The sequence below is a fragment of the Mesobacillus sp. genome (assembly GCF_057785455.1).
On sequence record NZ_JBYNSB010000066.1, the window covers coordinates 90,060 to 107,677 of the forward strand.

The following is a 17,618-nucleotide window of genomic DNA, read 5'->3' on the forward strand; positions in this document are numbered from 1 at the left end:
TGTTTTGCTAATAACTATAGCAATTCTTTTAGGTTTATTTTTTGCCATGAACATAGGCGGAAGCGGTGCGGCTGCCTCGATGGGCATCTCATATGGTTCAGGGGTCGTCAAAAAAGGATTGGGATTACTTCTTTGCAGTATCGCTGTATTTCTTGGGGCCTGGCTGGGCGGAGGTGAAGTCGTCAAGACGATAGGAAGCGGGATTGTTCCGGAGAGCACATTTACTGTGAAAATTGCATTAATCGTTATCTCTTCAGCCTCATTGTCCTTGTTTTTGGCAAATATTTTTGGCATTCCGCTTTCAACCAGTGAAGTTGCTGTCGGCTCTGTCGTCGGTGCAGGCCTTGTCTATCAATCTGTTTTTGTCGGCAAACTTCTTTGGATCATGCTTTTTTGGCTCCTGACACCGATTCTTGCCTTTGCAGTAGCCATTTTTGCTTCAGCTCTATTAAAAACCAAACGGATTAAAAGATTGGCAGAAGCGCCTAAAGCCATTCCGATTTTGTCGGTGCTGGTCGTATTTATGGGTCTTTTCGAGGCCTTTTCAGCCGGAATGAACAATGTGGCCAATGCGGTTGGCCCACTGGTGGGTGCAGGCATTTTATCAACAGGAAGCGGAATTTTCTGGGGCGGGCTGTTTGTGGCTTTTGGAGTTCTCCTCTTTGGGCGGCGTGTACTGGAAACAAACGGGAAGAAAATTACAAAGCTCAAACTTGAAGAAGGCTGCATAATTTCTGGAACTGGAGCCATGATTGTGGCCCTGGCATCAGTATTCGGCATTCCTGTCCCGCTTACGCAGATTACCACTTCTTCCATCATTGGAATTGGATACACCAAGGATGGCATTAAGGTTTTGAAAAAAGATATTGTTGTCAGGATGCTGACTATTTGGATTGTTTCTCCAGTTTTATCAATGATCATGTCTTATGTACTGATTCAATTAATCATTGAGCAAAATGTCTATTCAATTGTTGCCATGGCCGGGGTTGTCGTTTCTGTTTTTGGGATCCTTTCCCTGATGAAAAGGCAGACTTCGCGGATCAATGTGCAGCAGGAGACAGTAAAAATAAAGTGAAGAAGGGAATTGATTAATTTGTCATATTTGCCAAAACCTCATGGGGGAAAGCTTGTTCAGGCTTTTGACCCAGCCTATGAGTTAACAAAAATCAAAAAGGAAATTGAAATTGATGCCATCGCTTTAAGTGACCTTGAACTGATTGGGGTTGGACTTTTCAGTCCGCTTACAGGGTTCCTTGGCAAGGAGGATTACGAATCAGTTGTGGATAGAATGCGCCTGTCTGATGGTACGGTCTGGCCGATACCCGTAACACTTCCCGTTTCCAGGGAAACCGCAGACACACTTGCTGCCGGAGAAAAAATAAAGCTTGTTTTTGACAAAGAGGTATATGGTGTCATTGAAGTAACTGAATGGTTTGAGCCTGATCTGGACAGGGAGGCAATCGAGGTCTACAGAACTCATGAGCTGGCCCATCCAGGAGTCAGGAGACTTTATGAAAGAGGGCCTTTATATGTTGCAGGGCAGATTACACTTGTTAAGAAGCCGGAAAAGGGTGTATTCGGGGATGTCTGGCTGGAACCGAAGGAAACCAGGTCTTTATTTGAAGAGAAGGGATGGCGGACAGTCGTTGGCTTCCAGACAAGGAATCCGATTCACCGGGCTCATGAATACATTCAAAAAGCGGCCCTGGAAACCGTTGATGGCCTGTTTGTCAATCCACTAGTCGGAGAAACAAAGTCAGATGATATACCTGCCGAAATACGGCTGAAAAGCTACAGGGTCCTTCTTGATAATTATTACCCTGAAAACCGTGTTCACCTTGGTGTATATCCGGCGGCGATGCGTTATGCAGGTCCAAGAGAGGCAATCTTCCATGCCATCGCCCGCAAGAACTTTGGCTGCACGCATTTCATTGTTGGACGTGACCACGCAGGCGTCGGGAATTACTACGGTACCTATGATGCCCAACTGATTTTTAATGAATTTAATGAAGAGGAGCTTGGCATAAAGCCATTATTCTTTGAACATAGCTTCTACTGCAATAAATGTGAAGGGATGGCTTCTGATAAAACATGCCCGCACAGCAAGGAAGACCGCGTAATACTGTCGGGGACAAAAGTCAGGGAATTACTGCGATCCGGTACGCTGCCGCCATCTACTTTCAGCAGGAAAGAGGTAGTGGAAGTGCTGATTGACGGAATGAAGGAAAAGGAATCTGTATAAGGAGGTTACACAATGACGAAGGCAACTAATATTACTTGGCATGCAGCAACGGTTACAAAACAAGACCGACAGGCCAATTATGGACACGGGAGCTGCGTATTATGGTTCACCGGCCTTTCCGGTTCGGGAAAGTCTTCGATTGCCAATGCTGTATCAAGTGAATTGTACCGCAGGGGCATCAATGAATATGTCCTGGATGGCGATAATATCCGCCATGGACTGAACAAGGACTTAGGATTTTCCGACCATGACAGGACAGAAAACATCAGGCGGATTGGAGAGGTAGCCAAGTTATTTGTCGATGGAGGGGCTATTGTGACAACTGCTTTCATTTCCCCTTTCCGCGCTGACCGCGATCAGGTCCGGTCGCTTTTTGAAGAAGGAGAGTTTATCGAGGTGTTCGTCAGCTGCCCGCTTGAAGAATGTGAACGCCGTGATCCAAAGCAGCTTTATGTAAAAGCCCGGCGTGGGGAAATCAAGGATTTTACGGGCATTCATTCTCCATATGAAGAACCGGAAAATCCGGAAATCATCATTCGATCGGAACTCCTGTCAGTGGAAGAGGCTGTCGGAGAAATACTTGGCTACCTCCATGCCAGAAACATAATCCAACTCGAGCAGTAGAAAGGGTGTGAAGCAATGGCCGGCAAGGTTTATTTAGTAGGAGCAGGTCCTGGGGATCCTGATTTGATCACAGTGAAAGGGTTGAGGTGTCTGCAAAATGCCGATGTCATCCTCTATGACAGGCTTGTGAATCCTGAACTATTGAAACATGCAAAAGAAGGAGCAAAATTGGTTTATTGCGGTAAATTACCAAACTATCACACTATGAAACAGGAAACGATTAATCATTTCCTTGTAAAATATGCAAAAAAAGGCCTCCAGATTGTCCGGTTGAAAGGTGGAGATCCTTTTGTATTTGGGCGTGGCGGCGAAGAAGCAGAAGAATGCCGCAAGAATGATGTTCCATTCGAGATCGTGCCGGGCATTACTTCCGGCATTGCTGCTACAGCCTATGCAGGCATACCGGTCACCCATCGAACCTTAAGCAAAAGCTTCGCCTTCATTACCGGCCATCAGGCAGGAGATGTGGCTGCCGAACACCAGTGGTCCCATCTGGCTAAGGCAGTTGACACAATTTGCGTCTATATGGGCGTTTCGCAGCTTCCGGCTATAGCAAGTCAATTAATTCATTTCGGTAAATCTGAGCAAACGCCAATTGCCCTTATTCATTGGGGCACTTTAAGCGAACAGAAAACCGTTGTTGGGACGCTAGAGACAATCGTAGAAAAGGTGAGAGAAGCGGAGATCTCGAATCCAAGCATGATTGTAATCGGGGAAGTTGTACGACTGCACGATCGATTGGACTGGTTTCAGGATGAAATTGCCCCTAATCTGCCGGTTGTCCACGGATAACAGTGAAGGGAGGATTAATCCATGAAGGCCATTCTTTATATAGGTCATGGAACCAGATCGAAGAAAGGGGCAGGGGAGGCTATAGCTTTTGTGCAAAGGGTCATGGCCCGGATTGACATCCCCATCCAGGAGGTGAGTTTTCTGGAGCTGACTGACCCGTCAATCGCTGAAGGCTTTGCCCGCTGTGTGGAAAGAGGGGCTGAAGAAATCGCGGTAGTGCCTTTGTTCCTTTTGGCTGCGGGGCACATCAAACACGATATCCCTAAGATTCTTGCGTCTTTACAGGATAAATACCCGTATATTCGTATAGATGTTAAGGATCCATTCGGATTACAGGAGAGTATGCTTGATGGTATTGCTGAACTGGTTCTTGACAATATAGGCGGCGTCAAGTCGCAGGACCGGCTGCTGATTGTCGGAAGGGGAAGCAGTGATCCAGTGATTAAGTCTGATTTTGCAGCCATAGCTGAAGGGCTTAAGACGCGGCTGGGGATTGACCATGTATCTGTGTGCTTTTTAGCTGCTGCCAAGCCGACACTGGATGAAGGGCTTGAAGCCATTGCCCAAAATGCTGACGGCAGAGTTATTGTTGTTCCCTATCTGTTATTCTCCGGGCTTCTTTTTGCTGAAATAAGTCAAAAGATATCTAGGCTGAAAATGCATGGCTTAGACATTATACATACCTCCCCTTTAAGCAGCCATCAGATTATTGAAGATATCGTGATTTCGCGCGCAATGTGAATAATGCCTATTTATGAAGCATCCTGCCGCTACACCGGCCAGTCAGAAGTGTTGTTTTTTACCAAATATAGGATGACGGCGCGATTATGAGGAAGTTTTGGGAGATTAAGAACGTTGTTCGGGAGAATACATCGTTCTTTCGGGAGATTATACCCCGATAAAGTAGTTTGATATAGCTTCAACAACAAATTGGGTAATACCAATGCCCAATTTAACATTTATGAAAAAACATGCATTTTGTGAGGTGATTTTTTTGCAGCTTAAGTCAACGAACAGCCCGTTTACCCAGGAGCAAGCGGATCTCCTTAATAAACTTCTGCCAACTTTATCTGAATCTCAAAAGCTATGGCTGAGCGGTTATTTCGCCGCTGCCCATTTAACCGTTACAGGAGGGACTGCTGAAGTACTGGCAAATGATCCAGCCGGGGCTGCCAAAATACCTGCCAGATCCAAAGAGGTAACGATTCTTTATGGGTCACAGACTGGAAACGCACAAGCCCTTGCCAAAAAAGCAGGCAAGACGCTTGAAGGAAACGGATATCAGGTAAACGTTTCATCAATGAGTGATTTTAAAACGAACAATTTAAAGAAAGTCCAAAATCTGCTTATCTTAGTCAGTACTCATGGAGAAGGCGACCCGCCGGATAATGCCCACTCCTTCCATGAGTACCTTCATGGAAGGCGTGCACCTCAGCTAGGAGGACTTCACTATTCGGTCCTTTCGCTTGGGGACAGTTCGTATGAGTTCTTTTGCCAGACAGGAAAGGAATTTGATAGCAGGCTCGAAGAATTGGGCGGAACGCGTCTATACCCACGGGTGGACTGCGATCTTGATTATGATGAGCCGGCAGCTGAATGGATTGAAGGGGTTCTCAATCACTTAAATGAAGCGGAAGGCGTTAATGCACAGGTGGAAGCGGCCTCAACGCTGCAAGTGGCCGAAACGGTTTATTCAAGGACAAATCCATACAGAGCAGAAGTCCTTGAAAATCTCAATTTGAATGGCCGTGGATCTAATAAAGAAACACGCCATCTCGAATTATCGCTTGAGGGTTCAGGCCTTGTTTACGAGCCTGGTGACAGCCTCGGAATCTATCCTGAAAACGATCCTGTGCTTGTGGGAAAGCTCCTGGAAATTTTGCCGTGGAATCCAGAAGAAAGGGTGACGGTGAATAAACAGGGAGAGACCCTCACTTTAAAAGAGGCGTTTACCAGCCAATATGAAATTGCAGTTTTAACAAAACCATTGTTAGAAAAAGCAGCACAGCTGACAACAGACGAGGGACTGCGTGATCTTGCTGCACAAGGGAATGCCGATAAGCTGAACTCCTATCTGTATGGACGCGACCTGCTCGATTTGGTCCAGGATTATGGGGTCTGGGGCAGTTCAGCCCAGGAGTTTGTTTCAATTCTGCGGAAAATTCCGGCCCGCCTTTATTCGATTGCAAGCAGCCTTGCTGCGAACCCGGATGAAGTCCACCTTACCATTGGTGCTGTCCGGTATGAGGCACATGAACGTGAAAGGAAAGGTGTATGTTCGACTTATTGTGCAGAACGGGTAAAACCGGGAGATTCTGTAGCGGTTTACGTTCAGCAAAATGACAATTTCAAGCTGCCAGAAGATCCTGCAACGCCAATTATCATGGTGGGCCCGGGCACTGGTGCTGCTCCGTTCCGTGCATTCATGCAGGAGCGTGAAGAAACAGGAGCGCAGGGGAAATCCTGGCTTTTCTTCGGCGACCAGCACTTTATGACGGATTTCCTTTATCAGACCGAATGGCAAAAATGGCTAAAAGAAGGTGTCCTGACGAAGATGGATGTTGCGTTTTCCAGGGATCGAGCTGAAAAAGTATATGTACAGCATCGTATGCTTGAAAACAGCGCGGAACTTTTCAAATGGCTAGAAGAAGGTGCAGCGGTTTACATTTGCGGCGATGAGAAAAACATGGCCCATGATGTCCATAAAACACTTATAAAAATCATCGAAGCAGAGGGCAGCATGACCCTGGAACAAGCAGAAACCTATCTGGCTGATATGCAGCAGCAAAAACGATATCAGCGCGATGTCTATTGATTTTGACAAGAAAGGAGAATTCTAAAATATGGTGAAGCAAATATTAAAAGCTCCGGACGGACCGCCTAGTGATGTGGAGCGAATTAAGGAAGAAAGCAATTATTTACGCGGCACGCTCGCCGAATCGATGCTTGAACCGCTTAGCGCCGGCATCACTGAGGACGACAACCGCCTAATGAAGTTCCACGGCAGCTATCTGCAGGATGACAGGGATCTACGCAATGAACGGCAAAAGCAAAAGCTTGAGCCTGCGTACCAGTTCATGCTGCGAGTACGTCTGCCAGGCGGTGTAGCAACTCCTTCGCAATGGCTTACACTTGATGATCTTTCCAATAATTATGGGAACGGTACATTGAAACTAACTACGCGGCAGACGTTCCAAATGCACGGGATTTTAAAATGGAATATGAAAAGTACCATTCAGGAGCTTCATGCCTCCCTGATGGATACGATTGCAGCATGCGGGGATGTAAACCGGAATGTCATGTGCAACTCAAACCCTTATCAATCAGAAATCCACGCTGAAGTTTATGAATGGTCAAAACGGCTTAGCGATGATTTGCTGCCGAAAACGACAGCGTATCATGAACTTTGGCTTGACGGGGAAAAGGTGGCCTTTACACCAGATAAGGAAGAAATCGAACCAATGTACGGGCCAACTTACTTGCCCCGCAAATTCAAAATCGGGATTGCAGTTCCGCCTTCCAATGATGTCGACGTATTTTCACAGGACCTCGGCTTCATTGCAATCGTGGAAGAAGGCAGGCTGACTGGTTTTAATGTAGCAATCGGCGGAGGCATGGGAATGTCGCATGGAGACAAAGCGACATATCCCCAGCTTGGCAAAATCATTGGCTTCTGCAGACCGGAACAGATCTATTCAGTTGCAGAAAAAGTGATAACCATCCAGCGGGACTATGGAAACCGTTCGGAACGCAAAAACGCCCGCTTCAAATACACTGTTGATCGGCTGGGGCTGGAAACGGTGAAGGCAGAACTCGAGAGTCGCCTGGGATTTCAGCTTGAGGAAGCTAAGCCATTTCAGTTTGACAATAATGGCGATCGGTATGGCTGGGTGGAAGGAATCCAGGGGAAATGGCATTTTACTCTGTTTGTTGAAGGAGGCCGCGTAGCTGATTTTGAAAATTACAGGCTAAAATCTGGTTTGCGCGAAATTGCCAAAGTGCATACTGGGGAATTCAGGCTCACTCCTAATCAGAACCTCATTATTGCCAATGTATCGAGAAGCAAAAAGCAAGAAATTGAAGAATTGATAGAACAATACGGACTGACGGATGGAAAATATGTTTCTGCCCTGCGCAGAAATTCAATGGCATGTGTTGCCCTTCCAACCTGTGGCCTGGCAATGGCTGAAGCTGAGCGTTACTTGCCCCGCCTTATTGATAAAATCGATGAGATTGTCGATCAAAACGGGCTGCGGGAAGAGGAGATTACCATCCGGATGACCGGATGCCCTAATGGCTGTGCGCGGCATACCCTTGGAGAAATAGCTTTTATCGGCAAAGCACCGGGCAAATACAATATGTATCTGGGTGCATCCTTTGATGGAAGCCGTCTAAGCAAAATGTACCGTGAAAACATCGGGGAAGAGGAAATCCTTAGAGAATTGCAGATGCTTATGGCACGCTATGCCAGGGAGAGGTTTGAAGGTGAACACTTCGGCGATTTTACAGTACGTACCGGCATCGTGGAAGCAGTGACAGACGGAACGAATTTTCATGATTGAAGACTAAACAAAAAACGAATTAAAGCAGATTTTCACTTTTTTCGGTTTTACAGGAGGAGCGTCCGAAAGGTACTATTAAACAAAAAGAATCCGCAGCTTCTACTACCATCAGGCACTTTTCTTTAACTAGGAAATGTGCCTGATTTATTTTCAAAAGCGTCAAGTTGTAAAAGATAACAAAGTATAATAAAATAACCAAGTGATAAATGTTCCTATTTTTATAGGGATTATTAAAAGCTATATATCTTTAGTTTTAGTTGAGGAAAAACTATGTCTATCATCCGGAGGAACTAAAGAGGCTTTGATTTATATGTTTTTGTTGAAAAAAATACAATTACTGAAAATGGGAGATATCATGAAAACAAGAAAAATAATAGCAATGCTGTTAGTAGTACTGGTTTTAACAGCGTGCGGCAAAACGAAACTAGAAAATAATATGGTATTGCTTAATCAAGATGGGGAAGATGTCACGTTCCCTCAGGCCAAGCCAACACTGTTTTTCTTCATGACAACATACACCTGAACGCATTGTCAAAAGCAACTGGTCGAGTTGCACAAAAATCTTGATGTATTAGATAACTTGGATGTAAATGCGTATATCATCAGCGGAGATAGTCCAGAACAGCAAAAAGAATTGTACAATGCGCTGCTCCAGGAGTATGGAGAAAGTTTGCCTTTCATTTCCGATCCGGACCTGAAAATGACGGAGCTGTTTGATATGAAAAATGGAGATGTTCCCTTTAGAGGATATGGACTCCTTGATCAGAAAGGAAATGTAGTATTCCATACAGTTAATGACTATTGGGGCGAAGAATTAGCTAAGACTATAGAAGAGATTAAAGAAGAATACAATGGGATTTCTAGTTGATTAAGTTACCAAAAGAGATAAGAGAGTTGATATCAGCCCGATAAAGGTCCATGCTTTGCCAACTTCAAAATCAATAAATACGGATTTGATTCTTGGGATCTCGTTTATAGCAGCTCTATACATGGGTTTGATGTTTTCATTAGATTTTTAATACTTAGACAGCAGGGGCCGAATGCTCCTGCTGTCTTCATTTTTATCATTTATCTTGGAGAAATCATATTTACATCAGTCATTAAATATAATGATTTCGTGAAAGTGTTGAAAAGGGAGGAATACCACTACTGAATAAGTCTTTACTGCCTGTACATGTAAGTACCGCAGCGGTGCAAAGGGATTTTCACCAATGGAGTACTGGACTCTTCCGTTCATGCCAAATCCGGAAGGTAATAACCCTTTGCTTTCCGATTATTAAGGCGGAAGCAATGATTCATGTCCGAGGAAAAAGATTGGATTTTAATAATGAAGGCAAAACAAGGGCAGTAATACTAGAAGAGGTGAGAAAATGGCGAAAGTAGGAAAGGATGATTTTGTAAATGGCTTTGTGCCCCATCATAATCATGGATCAGTTGATTATACCTCAGTAGAAGCAGGGCACGTCCATCAGTGCCTTGATGTCACGTCTCCTCCCATTCCTACTCAAGATAGCAGTAATCATATTCACTACACAGAGGGATATGTAGTATTTGAAAACGGCCACACCCATTATTATAAGGCTTATTCCAGTCCGGCCATCCCGGTAGGAAATGGCATGCATGTTCATTACTATGATTTTTATACCACGGAGGAAGATGGCCATAGGCATCACGTAAGAGGGGTTGATAAGCCAGCTCCGGGTAATAGATGAATAGAGTTAAAAACTGCCAGGCTGAAAACTCAGCTTGGTTATTCTAGTTAAATTCAATATGTAACCAAGGTTGAGTTCATTCTGGAATAAGCTTAAGGAGTATACAATATCCATCTGCATGGTGGACCGAATTAGCAGGGATTAATTTTGTGCACTATTAAAAAAGTCAGTAAAGATAACACTTAACTGGCTTTAATGTTGTGAATTTTAGATAAATAAGGGAAGTATTTTTTATCAGCTCCAGCACCATGTCAGTATTCATCCTGAGAGAGAGGGATTCCTAAAGGAGTGCGAGGGTAAACATCCGCTTTATAAAACTGATGTCACTTCAATCCCGAAGTAAAACGGTAAAGCATATAAGTGGCTCTATAATACATCTTTCAACTCAGTATCAGCATAAATAGAGATAAAGACTACAGCTTTGTCTTCTCCAATATTTTTCACGAAGTGGGGGACACTAGCGTTCCAGCTGAAGGAATCTCCTTCTTCTACGATAAAAGAGTCCTCCCCTTGTTCGGCAAGAACTTTCCCTTTCAAGACCAAATGACTTTCCTCACCCTCATGTGAATGTGGTTCTCCGATAGATGCACCAGGCGGAAATTCTACGATCATAGTTCTTAATCCCCCCCTTGAAGCCAGGTGTTCAATTTTTAAATTGTGAAAAGAAGAATTAGTTCTTGCCCCTTTGCGAACAACACGCATATGTTGTTTCTTTTCTAATAATAAATAGGGGAGTGGAACCCCGAGAAACTCTGCAATAGTACTTAATGTACTAATTGAAGGGGATGTATTGTTATTTTCTACATTGCTTATAAACCCTTTTGAAAGCCCTGTTCCTTCACACATCTGGGCAATTGTGATTTTTTTTCTGTTTCGTAAGGCACGGATTTTTGTTCCAATATCCAACTTAACCACCTCTGTGTTTTCTTTTATGAAACTAATTTATATATTAGCAAATAACAGGTTGACAATCCACTTTTGTTATTGTTATCCTATAAGTAACAAATATTCATATTAGGAAACAAATTAATGACTTTATTTTTTTGCCCATTTGTTTCTTAATAAGAATATTATTTCTCTATTAGTAAATATATTGCTTAAGTATAATGATTTAGAAGGGGTGACATAACTTGGATTCATCTTTGATATATGAGCTGCGAACTCCATCTAAGGTTGAGGAAAATAAAACCCATCCTGCACTTTTTGTCATGCATGGAATGGGCAGTAATGAACAAAATATGCTGTCGCTAGTAGCTGGGTTAGAAGACCAGTTTTATATTTTTAGTATTCGAGGCCCTCTTTCTCAACCACCAGGGTTCGCCTATTTTACGATACAAGTCTATGGAAAACCGCACCGGGAAGTTTTTGATCAAGGGATTACACAGCTCACTAACTTTATTGATTATGCAGCTGAAAAATATCCTATCGACCAAGGCCGTTTTTATTTACTTGGATTTAGCCAGGGAGCCATTGTATCTATGACACTGGGCTTGGCACTTGGCAACCGAATCAAAGGGATCGTAGCACTCAGCGGATATATACCCTTATTCGTTAAAGAAGAATACAGGATTGAACCTGTTGATCAGCTTTCTTTGTTTATTTCTCACGGAGAATCTGACAATGTTTTGCCTTATGAATGGGGAGTAGAAAGTAAGGAGTTCTTTCAAGGATTAAAATCCCAGGTAACTTTTCGAACCTACCCAGAAGGTCATACTGTTTCTATAAAGAACCATAAGGATTTTACAACTTGGATCCTTGATGACTTAGATTCATAAAAGTATAAAGGAGGAATTTTACAATGCTGCCAGCTTTATTTGTTGCCCATGGAGCACCTCTATTGGCTATTGAAAATAATGAATATACTCAATTCTTGAACATGTTAGGCCAGGAAATGCCAAGGCCAAAAGCAATAGTTCTTTTCTCTGCACACTGGGAATCATCGATGCAAAAGGTGAGCAATGTAGAAGAGTTCAAAACAATTTATGATTTTGGAGGATTTCCAGAGGCTCTATATCGTATTAAGTATCCGGCTAAAGGAAATGAAACGATTACACAGGAAATTACAGAGTTTTTCACTAAAGAGGGAGTGCCCTTTGAAGTAGATACGACACGCGGCTTAGACCATGGAGCATGGGTAGTTCTTAGGATGATGTATCCTGATGCTGATATCCCGGTCATTTCAATGTCTGTAAACCCGAGTCTTACACCTGAGGAACAATATAAGATTGGACGTTCTTTAGCATCATTAAGGGAGAAAGACATTTTAATCATTGGCAGCGGAGGAACAGTCCATAATCTTAGATCCTTAAGAATGGTCAGCGATAATGGAACTATTGATCAATGGGCGCTAAATTTTGATAATTGGCTAGAACAGCAAATAAATAATTGGGATCTAGAGTCCTTATTTAAATATGATACATTAGCTCCCAATGCGGAAATTGCCGTACCGCCCTACGGAAATGAACATTTCATACCAATCTTTTACGCAATGGGTGCTGCGGATCAAGAAAAAAGCGCAAAGCTGCTTCATCGCAGTTATCAATATGGAAACCTTAGTCACAGTGTATGGCAATTTGGTGAGACTAAGTAATTGTTTAATATCTATTGACATAGCATGGAGGAAAATAAAATGGAAAATAAATACGAAGTAAGTACATTAATTTTACGAATCGTCTTAGGAATTAGCTTCTTTATTCACGGATTAGCCAAATTCCAAGGGGGCATTGAAAATACAGTCGGTTGGTTTGACAGTATCGGATTGCCAGGATCCCTTGCTTATGGCGTTGCTTTCATTGAAGTAGCAGGCGGAATTGCCTTGGTACTTGGATTGTTTACGAGAATTGTTTCTGCCTTATTCGTTTTGCTGATGGTGGGAGCACTCATAAAAGTGAAATTAGCTGCAGGTTTCTTAGGGAACGGACAAATGGCTGGATATGAATTGGATTTGGCATTCCTGGCGATGGCAGTAACTATTGCCATAACGGGTTCAAAGGCTTACGCACTGGATTCGTTCATTGGTAAGAGAAAAACAGAACAGGCAACACACGTCCTTTAATTTACCACGAAGCATTTTTTTAAGAGCATTACTTCAGTAATAGAGGTAATGCTTTCTTTTATATATATATCAAAAATGTCCAGCAAGGGCTGTTTGTCTTATGTCGGTTCCGAAGAATGAATCAATATCAGCCCTTGGCTGTGACTCCAGTGGAGCATTTTTTATTTTATATCGATAATATAGAGAGGGAAGATATAATTATGCCGATTATTCAATTAACAATGCTGGAAGGCAGAGATCAAGAAACCATCGAAACTTGTATGCGGGATATCGCACGTACGGTTCAAAAATCACTTGGGGTCCCTATGACAAGCATTCGTATTGTAGTGAACGAGGTTCCAAAGAATCGTTTTGCGGTGGGAGATACACTCAAGAGTGAGCTGCAGGAATAGGGGTGAAATCGATGCTGGACTATAAGGTTCTTTCTGAATATTTACTTGCAGCCGAAAAACAAAAACAAGCGGTTTCTTGTATTTCCGATAAGCTTGAATATTTTAATCTGGAAATGGGATATAAGGTGCAACAGGAGCTGGTTAAAAGTAAACTCGAGTCAGGTCACAAAATGACGGCTTACAAGATGGGGCTTACCAGTCAGGCAAAAATGAAGCAGATGAAAGTAGATACTCCTATTTACGGGTATATTTTTGATTACATGTCTGTTCCCGACAAGGGTGGAATCCAGAGGGAAGATTTTATCCATCCCAAAGTGGAGGCTGAAATTGCTTTTATTCTAGGGGAAGACGTTGAAGGATCAAATGTTACTGGAGAAGAGGTTTTGGAAAAGACCCAGTGGATACTGCCTGCCCTTGAGATTATTGACAGTCGATATAAGAATTTTCGGTTTCAGCTGCCAGATGTAGTTGCCGACAACACTTCTGCATCAAGGGTTATTTTCGGGAATCATTTATTTCAACCACAGGATTTTGATGTGGATTTGATTAGTGTATCCATGACTATAAACGGTGAGTTTAGAGAGAATGGAGTTAGCTCGGCAGTATTGGGAAATCCGGCTAATTCAGTAGCGTTGTTAGCGAACATGTTATATGAAGATAAAAAGGAGAAAATTAGAAAGGGTTCGATCATTTTAACCGGGGGCATAACAGAAGCAGTACTGTTAAATAAAGGTGATCATGTGATAACCGAATATGATAGGATGGGAGGAGTATCATTTCATGTTCAATAAATGAAATATCTAAGTAAACCGCTCTGTTACCTCAAAGCCATTAGCGGATGCGAGGTGGCTAGCCTAGCCTCGCGGAAAGTGGAGTGCCTGGAACGATAATCAACGGACCAATTTTACTTTGCCAAAACCAAAAAATAAAAAGAGTGCCCAAAAGTTTTTACTTTTTGGACACTCTCTTTTTGTAAGTGGAGAATAGGGGGCTCGAACCCCTGACCTCAACGCTGCCAGCGTTGCGCTCTCCCAGCTGAGCTAATCCCCCGTATCAAATTGATAAGGTACAAGAAAAATTATATATCCAACTTATCGGACATGCAAGAGAAATTTTGAAATACGCATGAAAAAGCCGTCCACATGAGGGACGGCTTTCTTTTTTAATTTACAACCCTTCAATTTCAACCCGGTTGATCCCTTCAATGGAGGACACCGTTTCATAAACATCGGTGATTCTTCTGCGGTAGTCAACTGTGACAATCAATTGGACAAGCTGGCTGCCTTCAGCCAAGTCTTTAATGCGTACATTCTTTAAAGAGATTTTTTCAGACTTAATTAAAGTAATGATCTCTGTGATGTTTTCTCTTGTATTCACATTGAACTGCAGGCGTATCTCTTTTTCGCGCAGCTGCCTTGGCCCAATGAAAGTCATCAGGAAGGGCATAAACTCCACGCTGAAAATCAGCAATGCGACGCCGGCGATAGCCTCTAAATAGAATCCGGCTCCTACGGTAATTCCAATTCCAGCAGCTCCCCAAATCATCGCCGCTGTTGTAAGACCGGAGATCGTATCGTTCCCTCTTCGTAAAATAACTCCTGCCCCCAGGAAGCCAATCCCTGATACAATTTGTGCTGCAAGACGGAGCGGATCCATCGTGATATTAACATCTTCATCGCCTGGGAATAAATAAGCAGATTCACTGGATACCACAGTCAAAAGGCAGCTGACAATAGAAATGACCAGGCTTGTTTTCAGGCCTACCGGTTTTCTTTTTATTTCTCGTTCAAGTCCAATAACTAGGCCAAGGAAAGCAGAAATTCCTAACTTTATTAATATTTCCATATCCAACGAATACAACATTTCAATCTCCTGCCCTGATAAGATGTATTTTCTTTCCCTGTCTAAAAATAATTAAACCAATCGAGCGTAAATTTTTAAAAAACATAACGCAAAACTGATTTTCATTGTAAAATAGATACATTTAATATGTTAATCGAAAAGGAGATCAAGCAAATGGAATCACCTAGAGTAAATCCTTATCTTGCAGTCGCAATTGGGGTTATAGCCGTATCAACTTCAGCCATTTTAGTAAAAGTATCCTCTGCGCCATCAGGAGTCATCGCATTTTACAGATTGTTTTTCTCAGTCCTGCTTATGCTCCCGGTGTTTCTTTTAAAATATGTTTCAGAGCTTCGTCTTATTACGAAACGGGATTGGGTATTCACGGGGATCTCAGGAGTTTTTCTGGCGTTTCATTTTATCCTCTGGTTCGAATCCCTAAACTATACCTCAGTAGCAAGTTCTACTGTATTAGTAACATTGCAGCCTCTTTTTGCATTCGCGGGAGCCTATTTCTTTTTTAAAGAAAAGGTATCTGCCAAAGCGATAATAAGCGGACTTATTGCGATAGCTGGCAGCGTCATTATCAGCTGGGGGGATTTTAAAATCAGCGGAAGTGCACTGTTCGGAGATTTCCTTGCCATTGTCGCATGTGCCCTAGTAACGATTTACCTGTTGTTCGGCCAAACCGTCAGGAAAAGGATGTCTTTGATCACATACACCTTCATTGTTTACAGTTTTAGCTCAGTTACGTTATTCATTTATGTTTTAGCTGTTGGAGATTCATTCTATCCCTATCCGGCAAGCGATTGGGTTTACTTTGTTTTGTTGGCGATCATCCCTACATTGTTAGGTCATACTTTATTCAATTGGTCAATAAAATGGTTAAGTGCGTCGATCATCTCAATGGCCATCCTATTTGAACCTGTTGGTGCAACCGTCCTAGCGTATTACCTGCTGGGAGAGAATGTGATCTGGACACAGATTGCTGGTGGCTTTGTTGTTATTGTAGGAATAACATTGTTCCTTGTAGATGAAAGAAAAGTAAAGATGAAAAATAAAGCAGAAATAGAATCGATAACAGGGTAGGAGATTATATGCTGATACGAAAAGCCACTAAAGATGATGCTGCGGGGATAGCGAGTGTGCATATTCAAAGCTGGCAAGAAACCTATTCAGGATTAATCAGCCAGGAGTATCTGGATTCTTTAAAAGCAGAAGACCGTTTTCCGCTTTGGGAAAAAAGCCTGTCGGAAACCCCGGTGACTTCGCCGGTATTTGTCGCTTTGAATGATGATAATAAAGTAGTGGGGTTTGCTTCCTTTGGGAGAGAACGGACAGGGAAGTTCTGTGCGGATGGAGAATTGTACGCAATCTATATCCTGAAGGAGTATCAAAAAGGTAAGCTGGGAATGAAGCTTCTTCATGCAGGCATAAAGGCACTGCTTGATCAGCGATATACATCCATGCTCGTTTGGGTGCTTGCAGAGAATGGCAGCCGTAAGTTCTATGAGAATCTCCAGCCTGATAAAGCTGGCGAAGAAAATGTCAAAATAGCAGGTCAGGATCATCTTGAAGTTGCTTTAGTTTGGGAAGATCTGAATTCCTTGAAACAGAAGGTGGCAGAAAAGTTGAATTTGCGTATATGAAGAAATCCCCTGAGTCTCAGGGGATTTCTTTTTGCCTTCTATATAGAAGTGTTAAACAAAAAAATACGTGAATCGGGAAAATAACAATCCGCAAACTGTTGTAAAAATAAACGTTCCGCCACGAACTTTCCCTTCAGTGTTCGCGATTTTAATTGCCTCAATGTAGGAAACGCTAAATAGAAAGACTGCCATAAAAAAGCTTAAATATAGTGCAAATGATTGAAGCAAGAATGATCACCTCGTGAATAAGTGTTTGTCCAAGCCATTGTATGCAAGTGAATTTAAATTTAGTATTTAAAAACATATATAAGAAGAAAGAAGGAATCAATCAGAAAAATCATAGAATGTGAAAAAAACTTTAAAAATTATATTGCAAACATTTTTTATCCGTGATATATTTAATCTCGCTTGAGAGAGAGCAAGTCGGTTACAAAAAACAACATCGCTTCTGAAAAAAGAAAAGTTAAAAAAGATGTTGACAATAAATAATCGGCATGGTAAATTAATAAAGTCGCTTCTGGGCGACGAGATAAAAAGAATTGTTCCTTGAAAACTAAACAAACAAGCGTCAACAAACAATAAATGATCATGACTTCTATTATAGAAGAATCATGAGCCAACGTTTTAAATTATGAGCTAAACTCATACTCTTTTTTGGAGAGTTTGATCCTGGCTCAGGACGAACGCTGGCGGCGTGCCTAATACATGCAAGTCGAGCGGATCTTCATTAGCTTGCTTTTGAAGATCA

The 17,618-nt window shown here is 42.5% G+C and carries 18 protein-coding genes, 1 tRNA gene, 1 rRNA gene and 1 pseudogene; 18 read left to right on the forward strand and 3 right to left on the reverse strand.

Going from position 1 to position 17,618, the window contains the following annotated elements; all coding sequences use genetic code 11:
* Positions 1-4: 4 nt before the first annotated feature.
* The 10 genes and pseudogenes from cysP (at position 5) to AC3EBE_RS24685 (ending at position 9,932) form a co-directional block, all read left to right on the forward strand.
* Positions 5-1,075 (forward strand): sulfate permease, encoded by a 1,071-nt coding sequence (cysP, locus tag AC3EBE_RS24640; protein ID WP_488597668.1) that lies wholly within the window; start codon positions 5-7, stop codon positions 1,073-1,075.
* Positions 1,076-1,093: 18 nt separating this feature from the next.
* Complete coding sequence (gene sat, locus AC3EBE_RS24645; protein WP_488597689.1) at positions 1,094-2,242, forward strand: sulfate adenylyltransferase; 1,149 nt, start codon at positions 1,094-1,096, stop codon at positions 2,240-2,242.
* Positions 2,243-2,254: 12 nt separating this feature from the next.
* Positions 2,255-2,866: an adenylyl-sulfate kinase gene (cysC, locus tag AC3EBE_RS24650; RefSeq protein WP_488597669.1), complete on the forward strand. Its 612-nt coding sequence runs from the start codon at positions 2,255-2,257 to the stop codon at positions 2,864-2,866.
* Between the two features lie 15 nt (positions 2,867-2,881).
* The gene (gene cobA, locus AC3EBE_RS24655) at positions 2,882-3,658 is read left to right on the forward strand and encodes a uroporphyrinogen-III C-methyltransferase (RefSeq protein WP_488597670.1); all 777 of its coding nucleotides are present in this window, start codon (positions 2,882-2,884) and stop codon (positions 3,656-3,658) included.
* Positions 3,659-3,679: 21 nt separating this feature from the next.
* Positions 3,680-4,399, forward strand: coding sequence for a sirohydrochlorin chelatase (locus tag AC3EBE_RS24660; protein ID WP_488597671.1), 720 nt, complete (start codon positions 3,680-3,682; stop codon positions 4,397-4,399).
* A gap of 253 nt (positions 4,400-4,652) precedes the next feature.
* The gene (locus AC3EBE_RS24665) at positions 4,653-6,473 is read left to right on the forward strand and encodes an assimilatory sulfite reductase (NADPH) flavoprotein subunit (protein WP_488597672.1); all 1,821 of its coding nucleotides are present in this window, start codon (positions 4,653-4,655) and stop codon (positions 6,471-6,473) included.
* A 28-nt stretch (positions 6,474-6,501) separates the two neighbouring features.
* On the forward strand, positions 6,502-8,220 hold the full coding sequence (gene cysI / locus AC3EBE_RS24670) for an assimilatory sulfite reductase (NADPH) hemoprotein subunit (protein WP_488597673.1): 1,719 nt from the start codon (positions 6,502-6,504) through the stop codon (positions 8,218-8,220).
* A 355-nt stretch (positions 8,221-8,575) separates the two neighbouring features.
* Positions 8,576-8,743: a hypothetical protein gene (locus AC3EBE_RS24675; RefSeq protein WP_488597674.1), complete on the forward strand. Its 168-nt coding sequence runs from the start codon at positions 8,576-8,578 to the stop codon at positions 8,741-8,743.
* 15 nt (positions 8,744-8,758) lie between these two features.
* Positions 8,759-9,088, forward strand: a pseudogene (locus tag AC3EBE_RS24680) (hypothetical protein); the annotation flags it as partial.
* Positions 9,089-9,590: 502 nt separating this feature from the next.
* Entirely contained in the window at positions 9,591-9,932 is a 342-nt protein-coding gene (locus tag AC3EBE_RS24685) for a YmaF family protein (RefSeq protein WP_488597675.1), read from the forward strand.
* A 366-nt stretch (positions 9,933-10,298) separates the two neighbouring features.
* Here the strand turns inward: AC3EBE_RS24685 and AC3EBE_RS24690 are convergent, their stop codons facing one another.
* On the reverse strand, positions 10,299-10,838 hold the full coding sequence (locus AC3EBE_RS24690) for a helix-turn-helix domain-containing protein (RefSeq protein ID WP_488597676.1): 540 nt from the start codon (positions 10,836-10,838) through the stop codon (positions 10,299-10,301).
* A 224-nt stretch (positions 10,839-11,062) separates the two neighbouring features.
* Between AC3EBE_RS24690 and AC3EBE_RS24695 the strand changes: the two genes are divergently transcribed.
* From AC3EBE_RS24695 to AC3EBE_RS24715, 5 genes are all read left to right on the forward strand, one after another.
* Positions 11,063-11,707: an alpha/beta hydrolase gene (locus tag AC3EBE_RS24695; RefSeq protein WP_488597677.1), complete on the forward strand. Its 645-nt coding sequence runs from the start codon at positions 11,063-11,065 to the stop codon at positions 11,705-11,707.
* Positions 11,708-11,730: 23 nt separating this feature from the next.
* Positions 11,731-12,522, forward strand: coding sequence for a dioxygenase family protein (locus tag AC3EBE_RS24700; protein ID WP_488597678.1), 792 nt, complete (start codon positions 11,731-11,733; stop codon positions 12,520-12,522).
* A gap of 39 nt (positions 12,523-12,561) precedes the next feature.
* Positions 12,562-12,987, forward strand: coding sequence for a DoxX family protein (locus tag AC3EBE_RS24705; protein WP_488597679.1), 426 nt, complete (start codon positions 12,562-12,564; stop codon positions 12,985-12,987).
* Between the two features lie 116 nt (positions 12,988-13,103).
* Positions 13,104-13,379 (forward strand): tautomerase family protein, encoded by a 276-nt coding sequence (locus AC3EBE_RS24710; protein ID WP_488597680.1) that lies wholly within the window; start codon positions 13,104-13,106, stop codon positions 13,377-13,379.
* An 11-nt stretch (positions 13,380-13,390) separates the two neighbouring features.
* Positions 13,391-14,170, forward strand: coding sequence for a 2-keto-4-pentenoate hydratase (locus tag AC3EBE_RS24715; protein ID WP_488597681.1), 780 nt, complete (start codon positions 13,391-13,393; stop codon positions 14,168-14,170).
* 186 nt (positions 14,171-14,356) lie between these two features.
* On the opposite strand, the gene AC3EBE_RS24720 is transcribed toward AC3EBE_RS24715, so the two are convergent.
* Together AC3EBE_RS24720 and AC3EBE_RS24725 are read right to left on the reverse strand one after the other, a co-directional pair.
* Positions 14,357-14,429 (reverse strand) — tRNA-Ala (locus AC3EBE_RS24720).
* Positions 14,430-14,546: 117 nt separating this feature from the next.
* Positions 14,547-15,242 (reverse strand): MgtC/SapB family protein, encoded by a 696-nt coding sequence (locus AC3EBE_RS24725; protein WP_488597682.1) that lies wholly within the window; start codon positions 15,240-15,242, stop codon positions 14,547-14,549.
* Between the two features lie 153 nt (positions 15,243-15,395).
* On the opposite strand from AC3EBE_RS24725, the gene AC3EBE_RS24730 reads away from it, so the two are divergent.
* From AC3EBE_RS24730 to AC3EBE_RS24740, 3 genes are all read left to right on the forward strand, one after another.
* On the forward strand, positions 15,396-16,310 hold the full coding sequence (locus tag AC3EBE_RS24730; RefSeq protein WP_488597683.1) for a DMT family transporter: 915 nt from the start codon (positions 15,396-15,398) through the stop codon (positions 16,308-16,310).
* A gap of 8 nt (positions 16,311-16,318) precedes the next feature.
* On the forward strand, positions 16,319-16,870 hold the full coding sequence (locus tag AC3EBE_RS24735; RefSeq protein WP_488597684.1) for a GNAT family N-acetyltransferase: 552 nt from the start codon (positions 16,319-16,321) through the stop codon (positions 16,868-16,870).
* Positions 16,871-17,521: 651 nt separating this feature from the next.
* A 16S ribosomal RNA gene (locus AC3EBE_RS24740) occupies positions 17,522-17,618 on the forward strand; the annotation flags it as partial.

Bases quoted from the DNA above. Each gene is read 5' to 3' on its own strand.
- AC3EBE_RS24660 (WP_488597671.1), top strand. From the start codon at position 3,680: ATGAAGGCCATTCTTTATATAGGTCATGGAACCAGATCGAAGAAAGGG.
- AC3EBE_RS24730 (WP_488597683.1), top strand. From the start codon at position 15,396: ATGGAATCACCTAGAGTAAATCCTTATCTTGCAGTCGCAATTGGGGTT.
- AC3EBE_RS24735 (WP_488597684.1), top strand. From the start codon at position 16,319: ATGCTGATACGAAAAGCCACTAAAGATGATGCTGCGGGGATAGCGAGT.
- cysC (WP_488597669.1), top strand. From the start codon at position 2,255: ATGACGAAGGCAACTAATATTACTTGGCATGCAGCAACGGTTACAAAA.
- AC3EBE_RS24675 (WP_488597674.1), top strand. From the start codon at position 8,576: ATGAAAACAAGAAAAATAATAGCAATGCTGTTAGTAGTACTGGTTTTA.
- AC3EBE_RS24705 (WP_488597679.1), top strand. From the start codon at position 12,562: ATGGAAAATAAATACGAAGTAAGTACATTAATTTTACGAATCGTCTTA.
- cobA (WP_488597670.1), top strand. From the start codon at position 2,882: ATGGCCGGCAAGGTTTATTTAGTAGGAGCAGGTCCTGGGGATCCTGAT.
- AC3EBE_RS24700 (WP_488597678.1), top strand. From the start codon at position 11,731: ATGCTGCCAGCTTTATTTGTTGCCCATGGAGCACCTCTATTGGCTATT.
- AC3EBE_RS24715 (WP_488597681.1), top strand. From the start codon at position 13,391: ATGCTGGACTATAAGGTTCTTTCTGAATATTTACTTGCAGCCGAAAAA.
- AC3EBE_RS24685 (WP_488597675.1), top strand. From the start codon at position 9,591: ATGGCGAAAGTAGGAAAGGATGATTTTGTAAATGGCTTTGTGCCCCAT.
- AC3EBE_RS24710 (WP_488597680.1), top strand. From the start codon at position 13,104: ATGAATCAATATCAGCCCTTGGCTGTGACTCCAGTGGAGCATTTTTTA.
- cysI (WP_488597673.1), top strand. From the start codon at position 6,502: ATGGTGAAGCAAATATTAAAAGCTCCGGACGGACCGCCTAGTGATGTG.
- AC3EBE_RS24725 (WP_488597682.1), bottom strand. From the start codon at position 15,242: ATGTTGTATTCGTTGGATATGGAAATATTAATAAAGTTAGGAATTTCT.